Here is a 24,378-nt window from a genome sequence, read left to right on the forward strand (position 1 = left end):
GCGCAACTAGGCCTTCGCAACGAAATGCCGCCGCACGCGCAACCCGTTGGCGACGACCAGCAGGCTCGCACCTACGTCCGCGAACACGGCCATCCAGAGGGTCGCCTCGCCCGCCAGCGCCAGCACGAGGAACACCGCCTTGATCCCCAGCGCGAGCGCGATGTTCTGCACGAGCACCGCCGACACCTTGCGGCTCAAGCCGATGAACGCCGCGATCTTGCGCGGGTCGTCGTCCATGATCGCGACGTCGGCGGTTTCGAGCGCCGTCGCCGTGCCGGCCGCCCCCATCGCAAAGCCGATGTCGGCGCGCGCGAGCGCGGGCGCGTCATTCACGCCGTCGCCGACCATCGCCGTCATGCCGTACCGCGCCGAGAGATCCGCCACCGCGTCCTGCTTGTCCTGCGGCAGCAGATTGCCGCGCGCGTCGTCGATACCGAGTTGCGCCGCAATCGCCCGCGCGGTCGCGGGGTTATCGCCGGTCAGCATCACCGGCGTCACGCCCAGCTGCTTGAGCGCACGCACGGCGCCCAAGCTCTCGGGCCGCAGCGCGTCGGCGACCGCGAACAGCGCCACCGGCTCGCGCGGCGAGCACAGCACGATGGCCGTCTTGCCCGCCGCTTCGAGCTGCGCAAGCCGTGCTTCGAGATCCGGCGAACACAGGCCCAGCGACTCGACGAGCCGATGATTGCCCAGATGCCACGCCTCGCCGCCAATGCGTCCCGTCACGCCGAGGCCGTTGAGTACCGCGAAGTTGTCGACTGGCTCGAGCGGCGTTTGCGTGCCGCGTTCGCGCCAGCCTGCCACGAGCGCGCGCGCGACCGGATGCGTGCTGGCATCGTCGAGGCTCGCAGCGAGGCGCAGGGCCTCTTCCTCGGGCAGCGCCGCCAGCGCGAGCGTGTCGGTGAGCACCGGCGCGCCGCGCGTGAGCGTGCCGGTCTTGTCGAGCGCGACGGCCTTGAGCAAACGCCCGCGTTCGAGCCAAACGCCGCCCTTCACGAGCATGCCGTTGCGCGCGGCGGCCGCGAGGCCGCTCACGACCGTCACCGGCGTCGAGACGACGAGCGCGCACGGGCAGGCGATCACGAGCAGCACGAGCGACTTGTAGAGCCATGCGCCCCACGCGCCACCGAACGCGAGCGGGCCCGCAATCGCGATCAGCGCCGCGAGCGCGACGACGGCTGGCGTGTAGTAGCGCGCGAACTGGTCGACGAAGCGCTGTGTCGGCGCGCGCTGCGCCTGAGCGTCCTGGACCGCCGCCGCGATGCGCGCGAGCGTGCTGTCGCGCGCGGCCGCCGTGACGATCGCCTCCACGACGCCGTCGACGACGATGCTGCCCGCAAAGAGCGCGTCGCCTTCGGCCTTGTCGACGGGCAGGCTCTCGCCGGTGATGGGCGCCTGATCGAGCGCCGCGCGGCCCGTGGCCACGCGTGCATCGACCGGGACGCGCTCACCCGTGCGCACGCGGATGCGCTCGCCCACCGCCACTTCAGCGACGGCGCGGGTGCGCCATTCGCCCGGCTGCTGCGCGGTCTGTGAGGACGACTGTTGAGTCGACTGAGCGGCGGCGCCTGCCATCCACACCTCGGCCGTTTCGGGCGCGAGCGCGGTCAGCGAGCGGATCGCGTGGCGCGCGCGTTCGAGCGAAAGCGCCTCGATTTGCTCGGCGAGCGCGAACAGGAACACGACCATGGCCGCCTCGGGCCACTTGCCGATGACAACGGCGCCCGCCACCGCAAGCGACATCAGGAAATAGATGTTGATCGTGAAATTCTTGAGCGCGATCCAGCCTTTGCGCAGCGTGGGCAAGCCCGCGCACAACAGCGAGACGACCGCGCAGACTAGCACCGGCACGCCGGTTTCATGCCCCGTGCTCCATGCAAGTACCTCGGCGGCCGCCGCAGCGATACCGCTCGCGGCGAGCAGCAGTTTCTCCCGCATCGCGACGCCGGGGCTGCGTGCCGGCGCGTCCGCGCTGGCGCTGGCCTGCGCGCCTTCGTCGAGCAGGCGCGGCGCCATGTCGAGCGCGCGCAGCGAGGCTTCGAGCGGCTGCGCATCGGGCAGCCGATGGTAGACCGTCAGCTCGCGCGCGAGCAGGTCGAAGTCCAGGCGTACGACGCCCGGCATCGGCTCGAGGCGTTTGCGGATGAGCCGCTCCTCGGTCGGGCAGTCCATGTTGTCGATGCGGTAGCGCGCGCGCTTCGCACCCTCGGGCGCGCTCGCTGGCGCGCCGCTGCGCGCCGATTGCAGCGCGGCAGCGCCGGCGCAGCAGGATGCGGCTTCAGCGCCGGCGTGCGCGTGGGCATGGGCATCGTCATGGCCGGCGGCGTGATCGTGGCCGCATGCGTCGTGATCGTGACCGTCGTGATCGTGCCCGTGATCATGGTCGTGGCCGTCGTGACCGTTCCCATGATCGTGGGCATGTTCATGGTCGTGCCCCTGGCTGTGCGGGTGATCAGACCCGTGATCGTCGGCACCGGCGCCCGCATGACCGTGCGCGTGGTCCTCGCCTGCGTGCGAATGCGCGCAGCCGCGCGCGTGATCGTCCTCCGCTTCATCGAGCGTGACTGCCGATTCCGTCGAGCGCGACGCCGCAGCGTCCCGCCCTTCGTCGCGCGCCCGAAAGCGTTGCGCGTGCACAAACCGCGACCAGAAAGCCTGGACCATGGCCGATTTCTCCCAAAAGTGACAGAATCATTGAACAGCCTGTAGCCGCTACAGGGTCAAGCCATTTTTGGAGAACTACGACCATGAGAATCGGTGAACTGGCGCGCCAGGCCCATTGCGACGTCGAAACGGTACGTTTCTACGAACGCGAAGGCCTGCTGGACGAGCCGGAGCGCGAAACCAACGGATACCGCCGCTACACGGGCACGCATGCCGCGCAGCTGAACTTCATCCGCCATTGCCGCTCGCTGGGCATCGGGCTCGCCGACATCCGCATGCTGCGGCGCTACCAGGCCGACCCGGGCCAGCCCTGCGACGAAGTGAATCAGCTGATCGATTGCCAGATCGCGCGCATTCACGAGCAGATCGAGTCGATGCGCGTGCTCGAGCAGCAGTTGCGCACGCTGCGCGAGAGCTGCAATGCCCACCACAGCAGCAGCGCCGAGTGCGGGATCATGAAGAATCTGGAGCAGCCGATAGACGAAGAAAACTGCTCCTGCCACGCGGATGCCGTGCACGACGACACAGCGGCGAAGGGATAAAACGCAAACGGGGCGGATGGTGCGCGGCTGGCACGCGCACCATCCCTTCAGGGCCTGTCCACGCTAATTTCACGCGAATAACAGGCCTTGGCCCTTTGAGCCGCTCCAGCCCCTCAAGGCGCCGAAGCAATGACCTCGGCCACCGCGGCAGTGAGCTTCTTCGCGTACGGCACGTACAGGAATTCATTGGGCCCATGCGCGTTCGACTTCGGCCCGAGCACGCCGCACACCATGAACTGCGATTTGGGGAACCCTGCTTGCAGAACGTTCATCAGCGGAATCGTGCCGCCCTGGCCTAGATACGCGCAGTCCGCGCCGAAATGCGTGCGCGAAGCCGCATCGAGCGCTTGCGAGAGCCACGGCGCGAGTTCCGGTGCGCTCCAGCCGTTGGCCGCGCCCGTGTCCGGCTTGAAGGTGACTTTCGCGTTATAGGGCGGGTCGAGCTCGAGCAGCGCCTTGAGCTCGGCGACGGCCTTCGACGCCTCCACCAGCGGCGGCAGCCGCAGCGAAAGCTTGAACGCCGTGCGCGGACGCAGCACGTTGCCCGCGTCGGCGAGCGCGGGCAAGCCCGCTGCGCCGGTCACGGAGAGCGAGGGCCGCCACGTCGAATCGAGCAGCGCCTGCTGCGGGTCCGTCGTCTTGGGCAGCACGGGGCGCCCGTCCTGGCCGCACGCCCAGGGCAGCCCCCTCCAGACGCTCTCGCCGAGAATCTTTGCCGTGGCCTCTGCCTCGGAAAGGCGGCTGGACGGAATCGCGCAATGAAAGCCCTTGGGCAGGAGCGTCCCGCTCGCGGCGTCTTCGAGCCGCTCGAACAGCTGGCGCATCACGCGGAAGCTCGACGGCGCAATGCCGCCATAAGAGCCCGAATGGATGCCCTCTTCGAGCACCTCGACTTCCAGATCGCCCGATACGAGACCGCGCAACGAGGTGGTGAGCCAGAGCTGGTCGTAGTTGCCCGCGCCCGAGTCGAGACAGACCACGAGCCCGACATTGCCCAGGCGCTCGCGCAGCGCGTCGACGTACGGCAGCAGGTCGTAGCTGCCCGACTCCTCGCAAGTCTCGATGAGGCCCACACAGCGCGGGCGCTCGATGCCCTGGGCGTCAAGCGCGGCCAGCGCCGTGACGCTCGCGTAGATGGCATAGCCGTCGTCGGCGCCGCCGCGCCCATAGAGGCGGCCGTCTTCGAGCTTGGGCGTCCAGGGCCCGAGGTCGTTGCGCCAGCCGGCGAATTCAGGCTGCTTGTCGAGGTGCCCATAGAGCACGACGGTCTCGCTGCTACCCGAGCGCGTGGCCGGCACCTCGAAGAAGATCACCGGCGTGCGGCCCGGGAGGCGCACGATTTCGAGTTTCAGGCCGCGCACGGGCTGAGTTTCGGCCCATTTCGCGGCGTCCTGCACGACGCGCTCCAGATAGCCGTGCTTGGCCCAGTCGGCGTCGAATGCCGGGCTCTTCGCCGGCACCGCGATGTAGTCGGTGAGCGCAGGGACGATTTCGTCGTTCCACTTGCGCTCCACGAATGCGCGCAATGCGTCGTGATCCAGTTGGCGAATGTCCTCTGTCGTGTCTGAGCTCATGGTGCGAATACCGTGCGGGAAAAACACAAATCATAGACCCGAACCCCGCTTTGCCGACAGGCCCCCGTCACAAACTCGCCATGCGCTGGCCATCCGGCCAGGGACTCGGGGCGCACCAGGCACGCGAGGCCGATCCGCGCGACAATGAACGATTGGGGGCGTGACGCCCCGTTGGGGGGACCGGCCATGGTGAGCCATTCCGTCTTCGAGATCATCGTTCTGCTGGCAGCGGTCGCGCTCTATTTCCTGCCCGCGCTGATCGCGGAGCGCCGCCTGCGCCACGATTTGCTGACGATCGCCCTCTTCAACGCGGTGATCGGCTGGACGGTGTTCGGCTGGCTGCTTGCGCTCTACTGGTCGCTGCAGCCGAATCCGCCGAAGGACATCGGCGGCAACGTGAAGGAAAGAAAGCGGCGTCTGGGCATGCTGCTGTTCTCGCGCAGGCTCGACGACCGCGTCCACGCGCGCGAGGCGCGCGAGTCCGAGCGCGGACGTTCCTCGCATTGAAACCCGGCCCGCGACGCATTCGGGTAACCGGCGCAACAGGCGATCGACGCCCACGCGAGATGCCCGTCCTGGCCGAACGGTCAAACCGCCCCACGACCGGCCCGACGCGCCGCGCATGTGCCTCGATTGCATGAAATAATCACAGACACAGCCGCCGCGCACGCGGGTCTCCCACCCTGCGTGCCCCTATTTTTCCCAGCTGCTTGACCCGCAGGACCACGGAGCCCGCCATGCCGCATGTCGCCCCGCTGCTCGCCTTTGCCGCCGTTGCTCTCGGCATGGCGCTCACGCCCGGACCCAACATGATCTACCTGATCTCGCGCTCGATCTGCCAGGGCCGCAAGGCGGGCCTCATCTCGCTCGGCGGGGTCGCGCTCGGGTTCGTTTTCTACATGCTGTGCGCCGCGTTCGGTATCACCGCGCTGCTGATGGCCGTGCCCTTTGCGTACGACGCGCTGCGCCTGGGCGGCGCGCTCTATCTGGCCTGGCTCGCCTGGCAGACGCTCAAGCCGGGCGGGCGCTCGCCGTTCCAGGTGCGCGAGTTGACGCCCGACCGGCCGCGCAAGCTCTTCCTCATGGGCTTCGTCACGAACCTGCTGAACCCGAAAGTAGCGATCCTCTATCTTTCGCTGTTGCCGCAGTTCATCGACCCGGCCAAAGGCAGCGTGCTCGCACAATCGATCGAGCTCGGCGCGGTGCAGATCGCGCTCTCGGTCAGCGTGAACGCCACCGCGGCCATCACGGCCGGCACGATTGCAGCGTTCCTGTCCGGCCGGCCAAAGTGGCTGTCAATTCAGCGGTATCTGATGGGGACGGTATTGGCCGGATTGGCCGTGCGAATCGCCGCGGAAGGCCAGCGTTAAGCGATCGCGTGAATTGAATTAGCGGCCGCCCGGTAGACGGCGGCCGGCTCGCTGCGCGCCGCGGCACCGCACGCCGGCGTTCAGCGCGTCACATGCAGGCACAAGCAGGCGCAGGCAGGTTCAACGGGACTTGAGCGCGAAACTCAAGCACGCCCGCTGGCGCGGACTGCCGGCATGCGCAGCTTGACCGAAGCCGCCGAAATCAGGCGCGGCTCGCTTTGCACCATGTCTTGCGCAAACATGTCCTGGCGCAGTTCACCCGCGTCGTCGAACCACTGGCAGATCAGCCAGTGGCCACTCGCAAAGCCTACAGGCCCTGCGTACATGACAGTCATGCGCGGCCCACCCGATCTGAGGGTGACCACGTCGCCAACGCCGGCCACGGCGGCGGGTTCGTTTTCTGCAAGCTCAATGGACGTATCCAGCATGGCATTACCTCCCAGGCAGGTCGCTCTTCGAATAATGCCCGGCGCGGGTTCCCTTCTCCCGCACGCAGGCCTCGTTTGTCGATAATGTTATTCGGGCGACCGTTAATAAGTCCGGCAAGACTAACAACGCGAAATAAAGCCTGCAAGCGATTTTGATGTAAATACGGGAAAACCGTAATTAATCCACGGGGACTGGCTCCGCATAATCGCGCCGCGCATGACGGCACGGTCCGGCGGGCCTTCAGGCCTTGCCGCAAGCCTGCACTGCGCAAACAGTCAGATTATTTCACGCATGCAGGGCTGATTTGAGCAATGCGTAACCTGACTTTAAGGCGAAAATCGTCCGCCCGTTTTATTTTCCACCTTGAATCAGTCCGATATTTGTGCGTTGCAATGCGCGACATTAACCGTTTGGGTAAAAAATCCTCGCCTGAAATATGGCCGTCACGATTATGGGTTGACGCAAAAAAAAAGCGCCTCGCCCAGCTAACCCGGACAAGGCGCGCGATGGTGGCGGACTCGTCGCCGGTTCGCTCTTACTCGGGAAACGGCAGCGAAGTCTGCCCTTCAGCGCGCATGCCGAACACGTTGAGTGTCATCGCCACGAGCGCGTAGTAGCCGAGCAGACCGACGAGATTGATCGTGGTCTCATGCCCGAAGCGCTCCACCGCACGCGCGTAGGTCGCGTCGGAGACGCGCTTGGCGTCGTAGAGCTCGGTCACGAATGCGTAGATGAGCGCGTCGTCGGCTTCGTCGAAGAGCGGCTGCGCGCCGGTGCGGATCTGCTCGGCCAGCGTCTCGGGCACGCCCGCCTTCAGCGCGATCGGGTAGTGGATGTACCACTCCGCCTGCGCCTGCCAGCGCGCTGCCGTCACGAGGATCGCCAGCTCCGAAAGGCGCAGCGACAATCCCGTGTTGTAGCGGCAGAACGCGCCCAGACGCTGCGCATGCTGAGCAAGCTGCGGGCTGTGGATCCAGCCGAGGAACGGCCCGTTCAGGTTGCCGCGCGGGCCGGAAAGGATTTCGTCGAGCACCGCTTTCTGCTCGGACGTCGCGCTGGCCGCGTCGAAGGCGGGCAGGCGCGAGTTCGGGGGTAGCGTCATCAATAGGCTCCGGAAAAAGAAAACGCGGACAAGCGTATCAGGCGGCGTTGGCCACGCCCGTCGCGCTCAGCGCTGCGCCGATCGCGGCGGCAAGGCGCTCCTCGATCGTATCGATATCCTGGGCCGTGCAGATGAACGGCGGCGCGAGCAGCACGTGATCGCCGTTCTTGCCGTCGACGGTGCCGCCCATCGGGTACACCATCAGGCCGCGCGCGAACGCCTCGCGCTTGATGGCCGCGTGCAGCTTGAGCGAGGGATCGAAAGTAGCCTTCGTCGCGCGGTCCTTCACGAGCTCGACGCCCACGAAGAGGCCCCGCCCGCGCACGTCGCCCACATACGGATGCCCGGCATAACGCTCGCGCAGCCGCGCACGCAGTTGCTCGCCGCGCGCGAGCACGTTATCGAGCAGCTTGTCTTCGGCAATCACGCGCTGCACTTCGAGCGCCGCGGCGCACGCCGTGGCGTGGCCGATATAGGTGTGGCCATGCTGGAAGTAGCCGCTGCCGCCCACGATGGTCTCGTAGATGCGCTGGCTCACGAGTGTCGCGCCGATCGGCTGATAACCCGCGCCCAGGCCCTTCGCGATCGTGAGCAGATCGGGCGCTACGCCGTCTTCCTCGCACGCGAACAGATAGCCCGTGCGGCCCATGCCCGACATGATTTCGTCGAGGAGCAGCAGCACGCCGTAGCGGTCGCACACCGCGCGGATCTTGCGGAAGTACTCACGCACCGGCGGCACCGCGCCGGCCGTGGCGCCCACCACCGTCTCGGCGACGAACGCCGCGACGTTTTCCGCGCCGAGCTCGAGGATCTTTTGCTCGAGCTCGTCGGCGAGGCGCTGCGCGTAGGCCTCGTCGGTCTCGCCCTCATGACGCTCGCGGTACGCGTAGCACGGGCTCACATGATGCGATTCGATCAGGATCGGCAGGAACGGCTCGCGGCGCCACGCGTTGCCGCCGATCGCCAGCGCGCCGAGCGTGTTGCCGTGATAGCTCTGGCGGCGCGCGATGAAATGACGGCGCGTGAGCTCGCCCTTCTCCACGAAATACTGGCGCGCGAGCTTGAGCGCGGCCTCGATCGCCTCCGAGCCGCCCGAAACGAAATAGACGTGGTCGAGCCCCGCGGGCGCCGCGGCGATCAGGTGATCGGCGAGCTGTTCGGAAGCCTCGGTCGTGAAGAACGAGGTATGCGCGTACGGCAGTTGCTGCGCCTGGCGCTTGATCGCATCGATCACGCGCTGGTTGCTGTGGCCGAGGCACGAGACGGCAGCGCCGCCGCTCGCGTCGATATAGCGCTTGCCGGTGGAATCGATGATCTCGATCCCCTCGCCCGCCACCGCGACGGGCAAGGTTTGCTTCGGCATCCGATGGAAGACTTTCGTGGACATGGGCTTTCTCGCTGAAATCGCTGAAATCGGGTTGATGCGTTGAAGTTGATCCGCCGAATCAAGTGAAGCGCCCCGCTCACCGCCGGGGCCGGGCGCCCTCACCCGCGCGGCCCCTCAGGCGCCGCGCTCGACCTGCAGGCCGAGCGTGCGCACGCCGTCCTGCCAGACGTCGAACGTCACGCCGCGCGGCTCCACGCGCATGCAGGCCGTGGCGAGCGTGTTCTCGTCGTCGGGGTCGCGAGGGTCGTCGCGGTAGATCGGCAGGCCCGCGCCCGCGCGGTCTTGCAGGGTGCGCACGAACGCCTCGCCGTCTGGCCGCGCGCCAAGCGCGGGCAGCAGCTCGGCGATCCGTGCCTGGCGGTCGCGCGAGGAATCTGTGACGATCTGCGCCTCGTTCTCGCATCCCGCGTGAATCAGGTGGTTGGCGTGCCCCGAAGGCGCGCCCAGTTCAACGATCGAGCTGCGCTGCGCTGTGGCTTCCACGCTATAGACGCGCACCTGGCCCGCCGCATCGGTCCCGCCGAGCGTATGGTGAAAGCCGCTCGCGCGCGGCGTGTCGCGCAGCAGCGCCAGCGCGTCGGCGAGCGTTGCCGCATCGAGCACGGCGCGCGCGAGGATCATGCGCGGCACGCCCACGCGCGGCTCGCGAATGCGCACGTTATTGATTGCCTGCGCCAGCCCCGCACGCGATGCCGCGAAGGTGTGGCCGGGCAGCGATCCGGGGTAGTAGAAGCTCACGAAGCCGGGCTTGCCCACGGGCTCAATCTCGACCACGGCGCAGCGCCCGCGCAGGTGCGGATCGCCGTCTTCGTTGTGGGCAATCAGGCCGGCCTCGGGCGTGCACACCGCAAGCGTCGTGCAGCCGTCCGGTGCGTTATGGATCAGCTCGCCGCGGCAATTCCACAGGAACAGATCGTGCGCCGGCCAGTCGAGCGCCGCTGCCATCGCGTCGATTTCCGCGACGTGGGCCGGAAAATGCCGCTCCGCCGCCGCCCGCAGCTGCTGTGCAAAGGCGCTGCCGCGCCAGCGGCTCACCGCGGCCCACGCGCTGCTCTGCGCCATGTAGGCGGCGAAGACGGGCTTCGCGAGTTCGCCGAGCCGCCGCCCGATCGCCTCGGGCGTGCCGCCCATCCGGAATGTCCGGAATGTCTTGAGTTCCTGCATCGAAATTCTCGCCTGAATGCCTGAAACGGCCGATGCCCGATTTATACGCCATACAACATTTGTTGTCAAATTAAACGAGCACCACAACAAACGCAATGTGCGAGACGTAAAAAAGCCGCCTCGCGGGCGGCTTGACGAACGTGCGGACGAGCCGGAGGACCAGGCAGCGGACGAGCCCAGACTCCGGTGCCACGCCTGCTCCTGTGCGGCAGCTTTATCGCAGCTTCACGGCACATAGGCGCCTCGCGCGTTGAGCGTACGCTCGGACTGCTCGAGCTGCGCCACGGCGCCCGCGCCCTCGAGCGCGAGCAGATGCGCGACGAGCGACTCGGAGAGCGCTGTCGCGGCCACCAGCGAGGGAAAGAACGACGGGCTTTCGTGCGTGAAGATCAGCGCCTTTTCGGCGTTCAGCGCGATGGGGGCGACGGCGCTATCGGTAATGGCGATCAGCCGGCTGCCCTTTTCGAGCGCCGCCTCGGCCACGCGCACGGCCTCCACCGAGTATGGCGCGAAGCTCACGACGATCGTCGCGCTGTCGCGCTCGATGCCGAGCAGCTGCATTTCGAGCGTGCCGGCCTCGCCACCCAAGAGCGAGACCGAGGGCCGAAAGAGCCGGTAGCCGTACACGAGGCCGAAGGCCACCGCGTAGCATGAGCGAAACCCCGCCACGTGCACGTGCTTCGCCTTCTTCAGCACGCGCGCGGCCTCGACCATCGCGCGCGCGTTATGCGCCGCGCTCGCTTCGAGGTTGTGCTGCTGGGCTTGCAGCAGATCGCGTGCGAGCGCGTCCTTCGCGTTGCCCGCGACGAGCGAGCGGGCACGGCTCGAAAGCGGCTCGGGCCGCGTGCGCACCCGCGCGACAAACAGATTGCGCAACTCGTTCCAGCCCGGAAAGCCGAGCTGCTGCGCGAGCCGCACGAGCGACGCGGGCTGCACCTGGGCGCGCTCGGCGACCTTGCGCATCGAGGAAACGGCGACTTCGTCGGGATGGTCGAGCAGGAACGCCGCGCCGGTCTGAAATTGCGGGCTCAGATCGGAGAAGCGCGCGCGAATGAGCGCGGCAAGCTGGTCGAAGCTTTCTGGCATGCGGATGGCTGACAGGCAGTGGATGACAACAAATGTTACCACCGGTGTTGCGGGATGTTGCAAACGGGGTGCGGACCGTCTCGAAGTCCGATAGGGGCGTCGACCAAGCGATTCCAGCTCACACCGTGCAGACCGAAATGCAAATGGACTTTCGCAACTCCCAGTCGTGATCCAAATCGCTGCCGCGTTCGTTGCGGTGACATCTCACGCACAGGTTCCAGTCTGTCGCGAGGACGGAACTGGCAGAGATAGCGCCGTTTGCGCACATCAAGCGATGCCATGTCGAATGTCTACCGGTCAAGCAAGCGAAGGGGCACTCCGACCCAACGTGGGCGCTCGGGCTAGCTCTCGTTATGCGCGACGGTTATGCGGCGACGGGTGCGGGCCTCCACGTCGTACATGTTGAAGTCATTCATCGTTCTGCCATAGAGGTGCAGGCTGACTGCGCGGGGGCGCTCCTGGGGTACGCCGGTAACGTGAATGTGATCGGGATTGGGTACGAAGCTGGTCACGGAACCGCGCCGCAGCAGGACGATGCCCCCACGCACCAGGTCGATTTCTTCGTCGGCTCCGCGATCGGGTGACAGCCTCACATAGCTACGTTCTTCCAGAACGCCTTCGACCACGCCAACGACACCCCAACTTCCGTGGTCATGCACCGGCGTCCACTGACCAGGAAGCCAGACGAGCGAGTACAGCGAGAGACCTTTGTCCGGCGCCTCGTAGATGAGGTTACGGGTGTAGCTCACGTCGCTGCTTCGATAGTGACCGGGTTGCAGAAACGTCCCGGCATGATCGATCAGATCGAGCATCAGCGGCGCGAGCGCGAGCACACAGTCGGCCGGGGCTGACTGTCGATGGCTTTGAGCGGTGGCCTGGTTGAAGAAGCGTTCGAGAACGTGAGAGCTCATGGGCAATTTGTGTCTCCGGCCGGTTTGCGGGCGACTCGCGACGCCAAGGCGGCCAACAGCGCGACCCGCGCCGTTGACTGGCCGTCGTCGGCGTTATCCGGGCTGCTTCGTGGTGCGCAAGTAGGGTTTGATCGTCTTGAAGCCCGGGAAAGCCTTCTCGGCTTCTTCGTTGCTGACCGCCGGTGTGATGATGACATCTTCTCCTTGCTTCCAGTTCACCGGCGTCGCCACTTTGTGCCTGGCGGTGAGCTGCATCGAATCGAGCACACGCAGGATCTCGTCAAAATTACGGCCGGTTGTCATCGGGTAGGTCAGCATCAGCTTGATACGCTTGTCCGGGCCAATGATGAACACCGAGCGCACCGTTGCGTTGGTGGCGGCGGTGCGGCCTTCGGACGTGCCCTCTTCCTCAGCGGGCAACATGTTGTATAGCTTGGCAACGGCAAGATCGGTATCGCCGATCATCGGGTAGTTGACCTTGGCGCCCTGCGTTTCCTCGATATCGGCCACCCATTTGCCATGGCTTTCGACTGCATCGACCGACAGGCCAATCAGCCTGGCGTTGCGGCGCGTGAATTCCGGCTCGATGCGGGCCATGTAGCCCAGTTCGGTCGTGCACACCGGTGTGAAGTCCTTGGGGTGCGAGAACAGGATGGCCCATTGATCGCCGATCCAGGCGTGGAAATCAATCGTCCCCTGGGTGGTATGAGCGGTGAAGTTGGGTGCGATGTCGTTGATGCGGAGTGACATGGTATTTTCCCCCATGGAGTGCGTGGGTTTGAACGAAGCAGCCAGGCGTGCGTGGTGCGATACAGTTCAGGTGCTTGCGGAGATGCTTGCGGCAGCTGACGAAGCCTTCTCGCCAGAACCAAGGATATCGGTTACAAGCATCCTGGGACACGGTCAAAATTGACTGATTGACTTTCTTTACACCCAGGTGGTGCAATGCGCCTATGCCTGACTTTCGTCTGCTATTGATCGATGACCATGCCTTGTTTCGGGAAGGGCTCTGCCTGGTCTTGCGCCAGCATTTTCCCGGGGCGAGCATTGTCGAAGCGATCTCCGTGACCCAAGCGATTAACCTGGTGAAGGATGCGCCTGATGTGATCCTTTTGGACATCCTGTTGCAGGGGCCGGACGGCATCGAAGGCGTAGCGATATTTCGTCAGCGCTGGCCTCAAGTGCCGGTGATCATGCTGTCGTCGATGGCAGCTCCTGAGACTATTGCGCAAGCTTTGGAGCGCGGTGCGTTTGCATTCGTCTCGAAAGCCGACAGCAGTAGTGCAATTGTCCAGACTGTCGAGCGCGCCCTTGTGGCGACCGAACCGGGCATCGCTCGCGATAGCGCGGTTTCTCGCGCCGGCGAGAATCAGTTGATCAGGCTGACTGCCAGGCAGTCGGAAGTCCTGCAGCTTTTATGCGATGGATTGCCAAACAAGGTCATTGCCAAACGCATGTCACTATCCGAATTCACCGTGCGTGGCCATGTGCAGGCAATTTTTGGTCTGTTGGGCGTCACCAGTCGCACCCAGGCCATCGTCTCTGCGCGCAAGCATGGGCTGGTCGCCTGACTTGCGAAAACTCTGGAAGTTGCCGGAGGACCGCCTGCTGGTCGAGCAGTTGCGGCTGTTGTACGGCAACGTGGGCGTGTCCGTCATCCCGGCAATCTTATTGGCGCTGTTGCTGGTTTACGCCCTGCAAAATGATGTGAACTACCGCGCCTTGATGCTCTGGTGCCCAGCCGTAATTTTTTCCAAGCTCTACGCTGCATTCGACGCTCGCAAGCGTCTGGCCAGCGTCATCGCGCCCGCTCAGGCCCGCAAGCTCGTCATCAACCTGGTCGTCATGCATGCCGTGGATGGCGTTGCGTGGGGGGCACTGGCCTGGGTGGCCCTGGGTAGTACGACCACCACCGGAAGCATCATGGTGCTTGCGGTACTGACGGGCATATTGGGCAGTTCCATGTCCTTGCTTGCCCCGGTATTGCCCGCCTTTTTCTCGTTCTCGTTGGCCGTGATACTGCTGGCGACGTCGTGGCTTTGGCTGTCGGGGGACTCAGCTTATCGGGCACTGTCGCTGACAGGGTTGCTATACGCGGTCAGCCTGGTTGGGCAGGCCCGTAACAGCAATGTCGCGGCGTTGGCCGCCATCAGGCTGCGCTTCGAAAATCTTGACCTGATCAGGGCCACGGAGGACGCCAGACGCACGGCTGAATATGCAAATCTGGCCAAAACCAAGTTTCTCGCCGCCGCCAGCCACGACCTGCGCCAACCGATTCACGCGCAGGGCTTATTTCTTGATGTCCTCGCGCACAGTGGACTATCGAAGCATCAAAGTGACGTGCTGAACAGCGCCCAATCCGCCTGGCAGGCATCCAGTGACATGCTTGACGCATTGCTCGACTTTTCCCGCATTGAAGCAGGCGTGGTTCAGCCATGTCCCCTACCCTTCGATCTACAGGGCCTATTGAACAAAGTCGAGAATGACCTGGCGCCGCTGGCCGATGCCAAAGGCCTGGTCTATCGTTCGCGCGAGACCAGCGTGACGGTGGACTCCGACACCCGCCTGGTTGAAATGGTTTTACGCAACCTCGTCTCAAATGCGATCCGCTACACGGCACATGGTGGCGTTTTGGTCGCGTGCCGTCGCCGAGCGCAGCATGTCCAGGTGGAGGTTTGGGACACTGGGGTGGGCATTGCTGCGGCCGATCAGCAAGATATCTTTCGCGAGTTTCATCAGCTTGGTAATCCGGAACGGGACCGCAACAAGGGGCTGGGCCTGGGCTTGGCTATCGTGCAGGGCTTGTCTACTGCAATGAACCTGGAGCTCTCGCTTTCTTCGCGGCCTGGTAAAGGAAGCGTATTCAAGTTCGTCTTGCCATTGACCGAACTGGATTCGCCACTGCAAGCGCCAGGGCCCCTCGGTACGTTGCCCAAAGATTTGCGTGTGCTGGTGATCGACGATGACGAAGCGGTCTGTTCGGGCATGGTGCGTTTGCTGGAGAGCTGGGGATGCCAATGTCAAGCGACAAGCTCTGTTAAGGACGCGATAGCTGCTGCACGTGTGTGTGCACCGTCGATCATCATCAGCGACTATCGACTTCGCGAACAACAGACTGGAGCACAAGTCATTAGTGCTTTGCGCGCCGCGGCAGGGATGAATCTACCGGCATTGATTATCACGGGAGATACGGCTCCCGAGCGACTTCGCGAAGCGTCCGCAAGTGGCGACCCACTGCTGCACAAGCCTGTTAAGCCCGAACAGCTTTATCAAACATTGATGAAACTCGTTGTTTGAATTCGGCACGCGCCTCGGCATGGGTCATGCTTGACCAGGCGATAGGCCGCGTAGGTGAATTTTTTGTGCAATAAGGATATTGACGCGACTGACGTCTCCCGAGTGCATTGCTCCAGGCTGAAGACAAAGATAAGAACATTCAGGATCTACACAATGTTCTCGGAATTAGATCGCCCTATCTGAATTCTCCGTTGGACGCGACTGGCGGCCTTCTGCAAATTGTGTAGTTTGGAGCCGGCGCACTTGGTCAGGACGCCCGCTTGGGGCGCTCGAAATCCTTCCAGGACCCTTGACTGCGAGCCAGGCTCGGGTGAGCCAAAGGACGGCCCTATCTACGGAGTCTGCCAAATGTCCGCACTATTCGAACCCTACAAGCTCAAAGACATCTCTTTGCGCAACCGCATCGCGATTCCTCCGATGTGCCAATACGCCGCTGTCGACGGTCTGATCAACGATTGGCACCGTGTACACCTCGCCGGCCTGGCCCGCGGCGGCGCCGGGTTGGTAATCGTCGAAGCGACAGCCGTATCGCCGGAGGGCCGCATTACTCCGGGCTGCACCGGGATTTGGAACGACGAGCAGGCACAGGCTTTCGCGCCTGTCGTCACCTCCATCAAGGCGGCCGGTGCCGTACCGGGCATCCAGATCGGCCACGCAGGGCGCAAGGCCAGCGTCAACCGGCCGTGGGAAGGTGATGACCATATCGCCGACGACGATACGCGCGGCTGGCAGACTATTGCGCCCTCCGCGGTTGCTTTCGGCGCCCACCTGCCTAAAGTGCCAAACGCAATGACCACCGACGACATTGCGCGTGTACGAGATGATTTCGTCGCGGCAGCGAGGCGTGCCCGATACGCCGGCTTCGAATGGCTGGAACTGCACTTTGCTCATGGCTATCTCGGCCAGAGCTTTTTCTCGACGCACTCCAATCACCGTGACGACGCATACGGCGGCAGCCTGGCTAACCGTAGCCGCTTCTTGCTGGAAACGTTAGCCGCCGTGCGCAAGGTATGGCCCGAGCATCTGCCTTTGACGGCCCGTTTCGGCGTAATCGAGTACGACGGCCGCGATGAGCAAACGCTCGCAGAATCCATCGAACTCGCGAAAAATTTCAAACAGGAAGGGCTGGATATGCTGAGCGTGAGCATCGGCTTCTCCACGCCGGCAGCTCGCATTCCGTGGGCGCCCGCGTTTCTCGCACCGGTTGCCCAGCGCGTCCGTCGAGAGGCTCAACTCCCCGTCTCATCGGCCTGGGGACTCGATACGCCTGAACTCGCCGATCGCTCAATCAGGGAAAGCCAGCTTGATCTCGTGATGGTCGGGCGCGCTCATCTTGCCGACCCCCACTGGCCGTATTACGCGGCGCGCAAACTCGGCGTCGAACGCCCTTCCTGGACACTTCCTGCGCCGTACGCGCATTGGCTCGAACACTACACAGTGAACTGAGTACACCGCTGGGCCTTGATGACGGTTCAAGGCTTCCTGCTCGGCGTCCGAAAGGACCAGCAGCCACTCGTTCTTTGCGATCGTCATGCGTTACTCTGGCGCTCGCAAATATTGATAGAGCGTTTCACGACTGATGCCGAATCCGCGGGCAAGCGTCGTATTCTGCTCGCCGGCGGCAGCCCGCTGCTGCAACCCCGCAATTTCGGAATCGGCAAGCGATTTCTTGCGGCCACGATAGTTGCGATTGCTATGAGTGCCGCTTAGGGTTCCACGCCTTGTGGACGAACTCAATACGATTGCCGTCGAAGTCGGCGACGTTGGCGGCGTAGTATCCGGCGGCGAAGTAGGCGCGATCTGCTGGTTTGCCTTCGTCGGTACCGCCAGCTTTGATTGCGGCTGCATAGGCAGCGTCGACCAGTTCATTGGTGTCGCAGACGATCCCGAGGTAGAGCCCGGTCTCGCCTGACTCGCGTTGACGTAACCAGATGCTTGATCCGACAGCCTTTCCGCTGGCGAAAACGTCGTCACCGATTCCGTAAAGATGCGGGATGCCCTCTGGCCCCGAAGCAGAGTCGTAGTTGCCGAATACGCTCCAGCCGAGCGGCTTCAGAGCTTCGGAGTAGAAAGCCAGTGACTTGTCGATGTTGGTGACGGAGATGTATACGTGGTCGATCATTGGGAAACCTTCCATGCGTTGGCGTTGCTATGGGCGAAGTTGCGGAACGTGTGGGGTGGCGTGCCGGTAAGAGCCACCAGATAGACGCGACCGATACCGTCGAGGGCGGGAGCGTAGCTCTCGCGCCGACTCCAGTCGAAGGCGACATCGGCGCGAGAGCGTGCGGCAGTGCGGACCGGCAGGCCGCGGTTGATGAGGTTGGCAGCGACACGGGAGCCCGTCTTGCCGGTCGAGCCACGTACGAGCGTGGTTGGGATTATCTTGTTCATAACTATAATGTACTGTATAGATATGAGCGTTTTAATAAGCAATGATCTCATTGTGCAACGCGATGCTCTCAATACATGGACTTATTGCATGACCATCTAGCGCGCGCTCGCGCGTCGGCTGCGGTGTTCGCCCGCTCGGTCGCGCTGCCGCCCTGGGGCCTCACGCTTCCTGGCTCGATCCAGCTATCGCTGCACACTGTGCTGCGCGGTCACGCGTGGCTGTGGCTCGATGACCCCGCCAAAGCCGCGCGACTCCTGCCCGGTGACCTGGCGCTTGTGGTCGGCGGTCGCGACCACCATTTCGCGCACGAACCGGATCCCGATCTCTGCATGTCCCATGAACAGTTTTGGGCCAGAGACGCGGATGATGCCAATCATCCCGACTCGGCCATCTTCCTGTGCGGCGCATACAGTCTCGCCGGCGATGTGGGTCGTGGCCTGCTCCAGGCATTGCCGCCGATGCTGCTCATCCGGCCAGCACCGCACGACCAGGTTCACGATGTGGTGTCGCTTATCTCCCGGGAGCTGAGCCACTTCGCACCCGGACAGCAGACCGTGCTCGACCGACTGCTCGACGTACTCCTTGTCATGGCCATGCGCACGTCGTTTGATCAAAGCTCGACTGCACCGCGTTGGTATCGCGCGGCGTCGGACGCCCGGCTCGCCCGTGCACTCCAGGCGATGCACGACAAGCCGGAGCATGCCTGGACGGTGCCCGGGCTTGCCCATCTCAGTGCGATGTCTCGTCCGTCGTTCGCCCGAAACTTCGAGCGTGCACTTGGGCAGTCGCCAATGCAGTACCTCACTGACTGGCGGCTAACGCTGGCTCGCGACTACCTGCTGGCCGGCGAACTCACTTTGGAACAGATCGCCGGTCGCATCGGCTACAGTTCCCCCAACGCTTTTGCAGCGACATTCCGCCGACACGTCGGAATAGCACCCAGTCAATGGCGGCAACAGCACTCGTCGAAGCAGTCGATCCCAGCGTAAGATCCCGGCGGTTCCCGCTTAGAACTCCGAAATAGTTGGTTCGGTTTTCGAAGGAAAGACAGGGTCTGACGAAGCCTGTGCGCAAGCGCAACGGTGGATCAGTGGCGCATGTGCGGCGAACTGGCCAAGCGCCCCAATGACGGCACAGCGACGCTTATTGCCTCAGCGCTTCGGCGGTGCGCCTTTCGAGCGATGCGATAACTGTACGAAATAAGTGTGAGGAAATCCCTGTAGAGCGGCATCTGCCGAGTGCTTGCGGCGCACACGGAGTAGGCGTCTAATCATTGAAAGCGTGCCCGAGGAAAGCGAGAGACCGTATGCGCTGCTCCAGCTGCGGATTCGAGAATCCCGTCAGCGCCAAATTCTGCCAGGAGTGCGGCGCGCGGTTGGCGCGCGTGTGCCCCCATTGCGGCTGCAACCTGACGACGAACGCCAGTTTCTGCAGCAAATGCGGCACAACCTTGGTCGTCGGCGGGCAAGCCGAGGCCGTCGCGCCCATCCATTACACCCCGCCGCACCTGGCCGAGCGAATCCTCGCCGAACGAGCCGCTTTCGAAGCGCGTAGCGAAGCTGCGGGTGAACGCAAGACGATCACTGCGCTGTTCGCCGACATGGCGGGCTCGACCATGTTGATCAACGATCTCGATCCCGAAGAAGCTGACAAACTGATCGCTCCCGTCATCGCGCTAATGATGGAAGCGGTGCATCACTACGAAGGCTATGTGGCGAAATCCTTGGGCGATGGGATTCTGGCGCTGTTTGGCGCCCCCATCGCTCACGAGGACCATCCGCAACGGGCGCTGTACGCGGCGCTGCGCATGCAGGACGCGATGCGCCGCCACAGTGACCAGGTCCGATTGGAACAAGGTATTGCGCTTCATGTCCGGGTCGGCGTCCACACCGGCGAAGTCGTCGTTCGATCAATCCGCAAGGACGATCTGCGCGCCGATTACGACCCGGTGGGACAGACCATTCACATCGCCTCACGGATGGAAACGATGGCCGCGCCTGCTTCGATCCTCGTGAGCGAGTCGACTTACAAGCTTGCGCAAGGGTATTTTGATTTCAACGCTCTGGGGGCGGCCCAAGTCAAGGGTGTGCCCGCGCCCCTGGCGGTCTATGAGGTGCGTGGGCTCGGACCGTTGCGTACTCGCCTGCAGGTGGCCGCACGACGAGGTCTTGCCCCTTTCGTGGGGCGCGAAAGCGAACTGCAGGCGTTGCACCGCGCACTGGAGCGGACCACCGCGGGGCACGGGCAGGTCGTTGGGGTGGTGGGAGAAGCAGGCGTCGGTAAATCGCGGCTTTTTCTTGAGTTCAAGGAGCGCTCCCAGCGCGAAGTCCTGGTGCTCGAAACCTTTTCGGTCTCGCATGGAAAGGCCTTCCCCTACCTTCCACTGATCGAACTCTTAAGGAACTACTTCAAGATCACCGTTCAGGACGACGAGCGGCAGTGCCGGGAAAAGGTCACGGGCAAGCTGCTGACACTCGAGCGTAGTCTCGAGGATCTCTTACCTTACCTGCTTGCACTTTTCGGAGCCAGCGACCCGACCTCGGCCCTGGCAGAAATGGACGTACAAACCCGGCGCAGCCGCACATTCGAGGCGATCACGCGCCTGCTCTTGCGCGAAAGCCTGAATCAGCCGATCGAACTGCTGTTCGAAGACCTGCAATGGCTGGACAGCGAAACTGAAGCCTTCCTTGCGTTCTTCGTCGAGCGCGTGGTGAGCGCCAAGGTCCTTCTGCTGGTGAACTACCGGCCCGGCTACCAACCTGACTGGACTCATAAAAACGACTATACGCAGCTAGGACTCGACCCGTTGGGCGAAGCCGAAGCTCAGGGACTGCTCTCGGCCCTGCTCGGTGACGATCAAGCACTCGTTCCACTGAAACAGCTCATCCTGAGGAAGACAGAGGGCAATCCCTTCTTTATGGAAGAGGTCGTCCAGACCCTGGTCGAAGAGAGCGCGCTAATCGGGGAGCGCGGCCGCTACCGAATCGAGCAGACCCCGACCGCTTTGCACATTCCCACGACGGTACAGGGCGTGCTTGCCGCGCGCATTGACCGACTCCGCGCTGTGGAGAAAGCGCTGCTCCAGACCCTGGCCGTGATCGGCAAGGAGTTTCCCTGGAGTCTACTCAAACAAGTCTGCAGCGGCCAAGCCGGGTTACCCGAGGGCGAGCTGCGCCGCCTGCTCTCCAGCTTGCAGGCCGCAGAATTCATTTACCAACGGCCGGCCTTCCCCGAGGTCGCGTACACGTTCAAGCACGCCCTGACGCAGGAGGTCGCCGGCCAGTCGCTACTCTCGGAGCAGCGCTGCTTGCTGCATGAACGCACGGCTCAGGGCATCGAAGCGCTCTACCCAACCCGGCTCAACGACTATTGCAACGAGCTGGCGCACCACTACAGCCAGAGCGGCAACGTTCCGAAGGCCATCGAGTACCTGCAATGTGCGGGACAACAGGCGCTGCAGCGCTCGGCAAATCTCGAGGCGATCCAGCACCTCGGCGCGGCTCTCGAGCTGCTCGAGCGTTTGCCTGGCGGCCCCGAACGCGCCCGCCAGGAACTCGCCATGCAACTTGCGCTCGGTCCGATCTTGATGGCCGCCCGAGGCCCTGCCTCGCCACAGGTCAAGGCTGCCTATACCCGCGCGATGACGTTATGCGAACAGGTTGGCGAAGCATCCCAGCTCATCCCGGTGCAGTTGGGGCTCCGGGTGAATCACACATTGCGCGCCGAGCATGCCATCGCTCACAAACTGGCCGAGCGGGCGCTTCACCTGGCGCAGAGCGCGCAGGACCCGGGTCTGCTCGCGGAAGCACATAGTGCAGTGGGGACGAGCGCCTTCTTTCAAGGCGACCTTGTCACGGCGCGTGCGCACCTGGAGCGGGTGCTTGACCTCTATGATCCTGACCAACATCGTGAGCACGCCTTTGTGTACGGACTTGATCCCGGCATATTCGGCCTGAGCGTTTCGGCCTGGATCCTGTGGTTCCTGGGCTATGCTGATCAGGCGAGCAAACGAAGTCAGGAAGCCTTTGCCCTCGCACAGAGGATGTCACATCCTTCCAGCCTGGCGCTCACCCTGATCACGACGGCCAACTTGCATCAGTTTCGGCGCGAAGCGCAACAGACACAGGCATGCGCCGAGGCCGCCATCACGCTCTCCGCTGAGCAGGGGTTCCCATTCTGGCTGGCGTATGGAACGATCCTCCAAGGCTGGGCCCTGGCCGAACAGGGAGACATCGAGCCGGGGATTGCCATCATCAACAAAGGCCTCGCCGCCTACCAGGCGACCGGGGCGGAGATCTCGCGATCGCACTTCCTGACTTTGCTCGCTGCGGCCTATGGGCACGCGGGGCAAACGCAGTCCGGGCTGAGCGCGCTGACTGAAGCGCTCGCTGCAATCAACAAGACCGGCGAGCGCTTTTACGAAGCCGAGGTGTATCGACTGAAGGGAGAGCTCATGCTACATAGCGCGCGCAGCGAACCCTCATGTCTACGAGAGGCTGAAGCGTGCTTTCAAAACGCGCTATCAGTCGCCAGTCGCCAAGGCGCCAAGGCGCTTGAACTGCGCGCAACGTTAAGCCTCGCTCGGCTATGGCAAACACAAGGCAAGAGCCAGGCCGCGCTCCAGCGAATAGCCACAATTTATGGCGCCTTCAGGGAAGGCTTCGACTCCCCTGACTTACGGGAGGCAAAGGCGCTGGTCGAAAATGTGCCGTGAAAGAAAATCTGCCTGGGTCGGGTGACGATTCTCAGTTTTTAAACTCGTGGCGGTCCATCCCGCCGCCTCACACTTTGACGAAACTCACTCCCGCCAGTGGGCCGAACGGCAGCGACGCCAGCGGACCGCCTACATCCAGTGCTCCGAGATCCACCGCGAAAAAACCTGCCTTCTCGATAAGCGAGCGCACCGTCGCTTTGGCGTCCGCCTCGTCACCGGAATAAAAGAGCACGCGTTTTCCGCCAGAGACTTCCGGCTCAGGCAGGACGCTTACGTCGAGGTGGTTGAATGCCTTCACAAAACGCGCACCAGGAACGAGATCGCGAACCACGCTGCTCGAGTAGCGCCCCCCAAGATCGGCCGGTTTGATGCCATAGACAGCCAGCGGGTTGCTCGGGTCATTTGCATCTGGGGAGTCCGGCTCGATCCATTCGACGGGGTTGGTGCAGTCAACGACAATGCGCCCGTTCCATGCGGGTAGCCCACCAAGGACTTTTTTCAGATCGACCCAGCGAATGGCGATGAAGACGATGTCCGCCCTGGCCGCTTCCTCAGTCGTACCGGCCTTGATCGTCGGCCCAAGCTCTTCAAGCAAATCTGCGAGGGATTCAGGCCCCCGGCTATTCGAAGCGACAGCTGAAATGCCCATTTTGGCGAACGCGCGGGCCAGGTTAGAACCGAGCGCGCCTGCGCCGATGATGCCAATGCTCATACGTTACTCCTCATACCAGTTGATTCGGCTCAGGCCGCCGTAGCCACCACTGCCCCGCAATCGGGGAGACGAAAAGCTCGCTATCCTCTACAGCTTCATAGAGGTCCAGAAGCCGGATCCTGTCTTCCGAACGCAATGGCTTACCGGCATTGGAGGTAAGCGCGGCAAGTGCGTGAACGGCGACAGCGAACCGAGTGCTCGTTGGCATAAGACGAATCCATTCCAGCAGCATGTCGAAGCCAGCACACCGCGGATCCCCGCACCCCGCGGGATGCCGGGATCTACCCGAACGTCTTTCCGGCCACTACTGAATCGAGAAACCTGCCTAAAGCGTGGACGGAGCCACATTGGAAGCGCGACGACCAACCAGGTAGTCCATGCTGAGTACCCCTGCCCCACCGGTTGAGAATGCCAGGAGGCCACCTGCCATGGCAAGATTCTTTAGAAAGTTGAACATTTGATTTTGGTCCGATAATGCATGGTGAAAAACAATTGCAGTCACGACGCAGTAGATGGCCAGCACCCAAGCTACGACACGAGTGCGGTAACCGAGGATCAGCAATGTTGCGCACGCAAGCTCAAGCACCATTGAGCCAATATATCCCAGCATCGGTGCGGGCAGCCCCATGGCTGTGATGTACCCGATGGTCGCGCTCGGTGAAATAAGCTTCAACACACCACTTATAACGAATATCGCTGCAATAAGGAAACGCCCTGCAAGCAGGTTCACGTCATTTCCAGAATAGCTAAGGGTTTTCATTTCGATTCTCCACGACTAAATTGCTGCGTTCGATAGATAGGCCTAAACCTCGTGCGGAGGCATAACTGCGAGGCCGACAATAGACTCTTTCATCTTCGTCAGCCGTGAACCCTCAGGCGTCTGCTATTCGTCGAAGTTCCCAAGACCGCAGGAGGTGAATTCATCAGCGATTTGAGGTTCACTACGTTCAATGCTCAGCGATGCGCCACTCCTGAATGCCGGCGTGGAAGGCGGCCACTGCTTTCGAAGGCCACAGCGTATCCGTAGATAGTCA

General features: G+C 63.3%; 23 protein-coding genes. 9 read left to right on the forward strand and 14 right to left on the reverse strand.

All coding sequences use genetic code 11. From position 1 onward, the window contains the following. Positions 1-6 precede the first annotated feature (6 nt). Positions 7-2,172 carry a heavy metal translocating P-type ATPase gene (locus EYW47_RS00800; protein WP_240763478.1) on the reverse strand — a complete coding sequence of 722 codons (2,166 nt, stop codon included), beginning with the start codon at positions 2,170-2,172 and terminating at the stop codon, positions 7-9. 129 nt (positions 2,173-2,301) lie between these two features. Here EYW47_RS00800 and EYW47_RS41590 point away from each other — a divergent pair, with 129 nt between their 5' ends. Together EYW47_RS41590 and cadR are read left to right on the forward strand one after the other, a co-directional pair. After that, complete coding sequence (locus EYW47_RS41590; RefSeq protein ID WP_240763479.1) at positions 2,302-2,709, forward strand: hypothetical protein; 408 nt, start codon at positions 2,302-2,304, stop codon at positions 2,707-2,709. Positions 2,710-2,747: 38 nt separating this feature from the next. Then, positions 2,748-3,206: a Cd(II)/Pb(II)-responsive transcriptional regulator gene (gene cadR / locus EYW47_RS00805; RefSeq protein WP_133192989.1), complete on the forward strand. Its 459-nt coding sequence runs from the start codon at positions 2,748-2,750 to the stop codon at positions 3,204-3,206. A gap of 113 nt (positions 3,207-3,319) precedes the next feature. Here the strand turns inward: cadR and EYW47_RS00810 are convergent, their stop codons facing one another. Continuing rightward, positions 3,320-4,780 (reverse strand): M20 family metallopeptidase, encoded by a 1,461-nt coding sequence (locus EYW47_RS00810; RefSeq protein ID WP_133192990.1) that lies wholly within the window; start codon positions 4,778-4,780, stop codon positions 3,320-3,322. 186 nt (positions 4,781-4,966) lie between these two features. Between EYW47_RS00810 and EYW47_RS00815 the strand changes: the two genes are divergently transcribed. Then, positions 4,967-5,287 (forward strand): superinfection immunity protein, encoded by a 321-nt coding sequence (locus EYW47_RS00815; RefSeq protein WP_133192991.1) that lies wholly within the window; start codon positions 4,967-4,969, stop codon positions 5,285-5,287. A gap of 230 nt (positions 5,288-5,517) precedes the next feature. After that, positions 5,518-6,150, forward strand: coding sequence for a LysE family translocator (locus EYW47_RS00820; protein ID WP_133192992.1), 633 nt, complete (start codon positions 5,518-5,520; stop codon positions 6,148-6,150). Between the two features lie 143 nt (positions 6,151-6,293). On the opposite strand, the gene EYW47_RS00825 is transcribed toward EYW47_RS00820, so the two are convergent. The 7 genes from EYW47_RS00825 to EYW47_RS00855 all read right to left on the reverse strand — a co-directional run bounded on the left by EYW47_RS00825 (position 6,294) and on the right by EYW47_RS00855 (position 12,979). Next, the gene (locus EYW47_RS00825; RefSeq protein ID WP_133192993.1) at positions 6,294-6,578 is read right to left on the reverse strand and encodes a YodC family protein; all 285 of its coding nucleotides are present in this window, start codon (positions 6,576-6,578) and stop codon (positions 6,294-6,296) included. A 536-nt stretch (positions 6,579-7,114) separates the two neighbouring features. Further along, positions 7,115-7,681: a carboxymuconolactone decarboxylase family protein gene (locus tag EYW47_RS00830; RefSeq protein ID WP_133192994.1), complete on the reverse strand. Its 567-nt coding sequence runs from the start codon at positions 7,679-7,681 to the stop codon at positions 7,115-7,117. Positions 7,682-7,718: 37 nt separating this feature from the next. Further along, a complete protein-coding gene (locus EYW47_RS00835; protein ID WP_133192995.1) occupies positions 7,719-9,068 on the reverse strand; it encodes an aspartate aminotransferase family protein in 1,350 nt (449 codons plus the stop codon). A 114-nt stretch (positions 9,069-9,182) separates the two neighbouring features. After that, entirely contained in the window at positions 9,183-10,232 is a 1,050-nt protein-coding gene (locus EYW47_RS00840) for a C45 family autoproteolytic acyltransferase/hydrolase (protein ID WP_240763480.1), read from the reverse strand. Positions 10,233-10,457: 225 nt separating this feature from the next. Next, entirely contained in the window at positions 10,458-11,318 is an 861-nt protein-coding gene (locus tag EYW47_RS00845; RefSeq protein ID WP_133192996.1) for a MurR/RpiR family transcriptional regulator, read from the reverse strand. A gap of 341 nt (positions 11,319-11,659) precedes the next feature. Next, the gene (locus EYW47_RS00850) at positions 11,660-12,229 is read right to left on the reverse strand and encodes a cysteine dioxygenase family protein (RefSeq protein ID WP_133192997.1); all 570 of its coding nucleotides are present in this window, start codon (positions 12,227-12,229) and stop codon (positions 11,660-11,662) included. 93 nt (positions 12,230-12,322) lie between these two features. Next, positions 12,323-12,979 (reverse strand): peroxiredoxin, encoded by a 657-nt coding sequence (locus tag EYW47_RS00855; RefSeq protein WP_133192998.1) that lies wholly within the window; start codon positions 12,977-12,979, stop codon positions 12,323-12,325. Between the two features lie 203 nt (positions 12,980-13,182). On the opposite strand from EYW47_RS00855, the gene EYW47_RS00860 reads away from it, so the two are divergent. The 3 genes from EYW47_RS00860 (at position 13,183) to EYW47_RS00870 (ending at position 16,972) form a co-directional block, all read left to right on the forward strand. Next, the gene (locus EYW47_RS00860) at positions 13,183-13,800 is read left to right on the forward strand and encodes a response regulator transcription factor (RefSeq protein ID WP_133192999.1); all 618 of its coding nucleotides are present in this window, start codon (positions 13,183-13,185) and stop codon (positions 13,798-13,800) included. Continuing rightward, positions 13,784-15,526, forward strand: a complete 1,743-nt coding sequence (locus tag EYW47_RS00865) for an ATP-binding response regulator (protein WP_133193000.1) — start codon at positions 13,784-13,786, stop codon at positions 15,524-15,526. Before EYW47_RS00860 ends, EYW47_RS00865 begins: the two co-directional genes overlap by 17 nt. Before the next feature lie 348 nt (positions 15,527-15,874). Continuing rightward, on the forward strand, positions 15,875-16,972 hold the full coding sequence (locus tag EYW47_RS00870) for an NADH:flavin oxidoreductase/NADH oxidase (protein ID WP_133193001.1): 1,098 nt from the start codon (positions 15,875-15,877) through the stop codon (positions 16,970-16,972). 90 nt (positions 16,973-17,062) lie between these two features. Here EYW47_RS00870 and EYW47_RS41595 read toward each other — a convergent pair whose 3' ends face one another. Genes EYW47_RS41595 through EYW47_RS00885 form a run of 3 tightly spaced genes read right to left on the reverse strand, consistent with a single transcriptional unit; the run spans position 17,063 to position 17,917 of the window. Beyond that, a complete protein-coding gene (locus EYW47_RS41595; RefSeq protein WP_476704101.1) occupies positions 17,063-17,263 on the reverse strand; it encodes a helix-turn-helix domain-containing protein in 201 nt (66 codons plus the stop codon). Beyond that, positions 17,220-17,648: a VOC family protein gene (locus EYW47_RS41600; protein ID WP_240763481.1), complete on the reverse strand. Its 429-nt coding sequence runs from the start codon at positions 17,646-17,648 to the stop codon at positions 17,220-17,222. Before EYW47_RS41600 ends, EYW47_RS41595 begins: the two co-directional genes overlap by 44 nt. Next, positions 17,645-17,917, reverse strand: a complete 273-nt coding sequence (locus EYW47_RS00885; protein WP_133193004.1) for an SDR family oxidoreductase — start codon at positions 17,915-17,917, stop codon at positions 17,645-17,647. Before EYW47_RS00885 ends, EYW47_RS41600 begins: the two co-directional genes overlap by 4 nt. A gap of 75 nt (positions 17,918-17,992) precedes the next feature. On the opposite strand from EYW47_RS00885, the gene EYW47_RS00890 reads away from it, so the two are divergent. Both EYW47_RS00890 and EYW47_RS00895 read left to right on the forward strand, forming a co-directional pair. Beyond that, positions 17,993-18,907 (forward strand): AraC family transcriptional regulator, encoded by a 915-nt coding sequence (locus EYW47_RS00890; protein WP_133193005.1) that lies wholly within the window; start codon positions 17,993-17,995, stop codon positions 18,905-18,907. A gap of 317 nt (positions 18,908-19,224) precedes the next feature. Continuing rightward, the gene (locus tag EYW47_RS00895) at positions 19,225-22,632 is read left to right on the forward strand and encodes an adenylate/guanylate cyclase domain-containing protein (RefSeq protein WP_133193006.1); all 3,408 of its coding nucleotides are present in this window, start codon (positions 19,225-19,227) and stop codon (positions 22,630-22,632) included. A 67-nt stretch (positions 22,633-22,699) separates the two neighbouring features. On the opposite strand, the gene EYW47_RS00900 is transcribed toward EYW47_RS00895, so the two are convergent. Further along, on the reverse strand, positions 22,700-23,344 hold the full coding sequence (locus EYW47_RS00900) for an NADPH-dependent F420 reductase (protein ID WP_133193007.1): 645 nt from the start codon (positions 23,342-23,344) through the stop codon (positions 22,700-22,702). A gap of 325 nt (positions 23,345-23,669) precedes the next feature. Beyond that, entirely contained in the window at positions 23,670-24,104 is a 435-nt protein-coding gene (locus tag EYW47_RS00910; RefSeq protein WP_133193009.1) for a DoxX family protein, read from the reverse strand. Positions 24,105-24,378 lie beyond the last annotated feature (274 nt).

Source organism: Paraburkholderia silviterrae (assembly GCF_004353915.1).
GTDB lineage: Bacteria > Pseudomonadota > Gammaproteobacteria > Burkholderiales > Burkholderiaceae > Paraburkholderia > Paraburkholderia silviterrae.

What these genes read in the sequence shown, in the direction of transcription:
- EYW47_RS00860 (WP_133192999.1), top strand. Translation starts at nt 13,183, where the DNA reads ATGCCTGACTTTCGTCTGCTATTGATCGATGACCATGCCTTGTTTCGG.
- EYW47_RS00885 (WP_133193004.1), bottom strand. Translation starts at nt 17,917, where the DNA reads ATGAACAAGATAATCCCAACCACGCTCGTACGTGGCTCGACCGGCAAG.
- EYW47_RS00825 (WP_133192993.1), bottom strand. Translation starts at nt 6,578, where the DNA reads ATGCTGGATACGTCCATTGAGCTTGCAGAAAACGAACCCGCCGCCGTG.
- EYW47_RS41590 (WP_240763479.1), top strand. Translation starts at nt 2,302, where the DNA reads ATGGGCATCGTCATGGCCGGCGGCGTGATCGTGGCCGCATGCGTCGTG.
- EYW47_RS00830 (WP_133192994.1), bottom strand. Translation starts at nt 7,681, where the DNA reads ATGACGCTACCCCCGAACTCGCGCCTGCCCGCCTTCGACGCGGCCAGC.
- EYW47_RS00850 (WP_133192997.1), bottom strand. Translation starts at nt 12,229, where the DNA reads ATGAGCTCTCACGTTCTCGAACGCTTCTTCAACCAGGCCACCGCTCAA.
- EYW47_RS00855 (WP_133192998.1), bottom strand. Translation starts at nt 12,979, where the DNA reads ATGTCACTCCGCATCAACGACATCGCACCCAACTTCACCGCTCATACC.
- EYW47_RS00865 (WP_133193000.1), top strand. Translation starts at nt 13,784, where the DNA reads ATGGGCTGGTCGCCTGACTTGCGAAAACTCTGGAAGTTGCCGGAGGAC.
- EYW47_RS00870 (WP_133193001.1), top strand. Translation starts at nt 15,875, where the DNA reads ATGTCCGCACTATTCGAACCCTACAAGCTCAAAGACATCTCTTTGCGC.
- EYW47_RS00840 (WP_240763480.1), bottom strand. Translation starts at nt 10,232, where the DNA reads ATGCAGGAACTCAAGACATTCCGGACATTCCGGATGGGCGGCACGCCC.
- EYW47_RS00800 (WP_240763478.1), bottom strand. Translation starts at nt 2,172, where the DNA reads ATGGACTGCCCGACCGAGGAGCGGCTCATCCGCAAACGCCTCGAGCCG.
- EYW47_RS00810 (WP_133192990.1), bottom strand. Translation starts at nt 4,780, where the DNA reads ATGAGCTCAGACACGACAGAGGACATTCGCCAACTGGATCACGACGCA.
- EYW47_RS00845 (WP_133192996.1), bottom strand. Translation starts at nt 11,318, where the DNA reads ATGCCAGAAAGCTTCGACCAGCTTGCCGCGCTCATTCGCGCGCGCTTC.
- EYW47_RS00890 (WP_133193005.1), top strand. Translation starts at nt 17,993, where the DNA reads ATGGACTTATTGCATGACCATCTAGCGCGCGCTCGCGCGTCGGCTGCG.
- EYW47_RS00815 (WP_133192991.1), top strand. Translation starts at nt 4,967, where the DNA reads ATGGTGAGCCATTCCGTCTTCGAGATCATCGTTCTGCTGGCAGCGGTC.
- EYW47_RS00895 (WP_133193006.1), top strand. Translation starts at nt 19,225, where the DNA reads ATGCGCTGCTCCAGCTGCGGATTCGAGAATCCCGTCAGCGCCAAATTC.
- EYW47_RS00900 (WP_133193007.1), bottom strand. Translation starts at nt 23,344, where the DNA reads ATGAGCATTGGCATCATCGGCGCAGGCGCGCTCGGTTCTAACCTGGCC.
- EYW47_RS00820 (WP_133192992.1), top strand. Translation starts at nt 5,518, where the DNA reads ATGCCGCATGTCGCCCCGCTGCTCGCCTTTGCCGCCGTTGCTCTCGGC.
- EYW47_RS00835 (WP_133192995.1), bottom strand. Translation starts at nt 9,068, where the DNA reads ATGTCCACGAAAGTCTTCCATCGGATGCCGAAGCAAACCTTGCCCGTC.
- EYW47_RS00910 (WP_133193009.1), bottom strand. Translation starts at nt 24,104, where the DNA reads ATGAAAACCCTTAGCTATTCTGGAAATGACGTGAACCTGCTTGCAGGG.
- cadR (WP_133192989.1), top strand. Translation starts at nt 2,748, where the DNA reads ATGAGAATCGGTGAACTGGCGCGCCAGGCCCATTGCGACGTCGAAACG.
- EYW47_RS41600 (WP_240763481.1), bottom strand. Translation starts at nt 17,648, where the DNA reads ATGATCGACCACGTATACATCTCCGTCACCAACATCGACAAGTCACTG.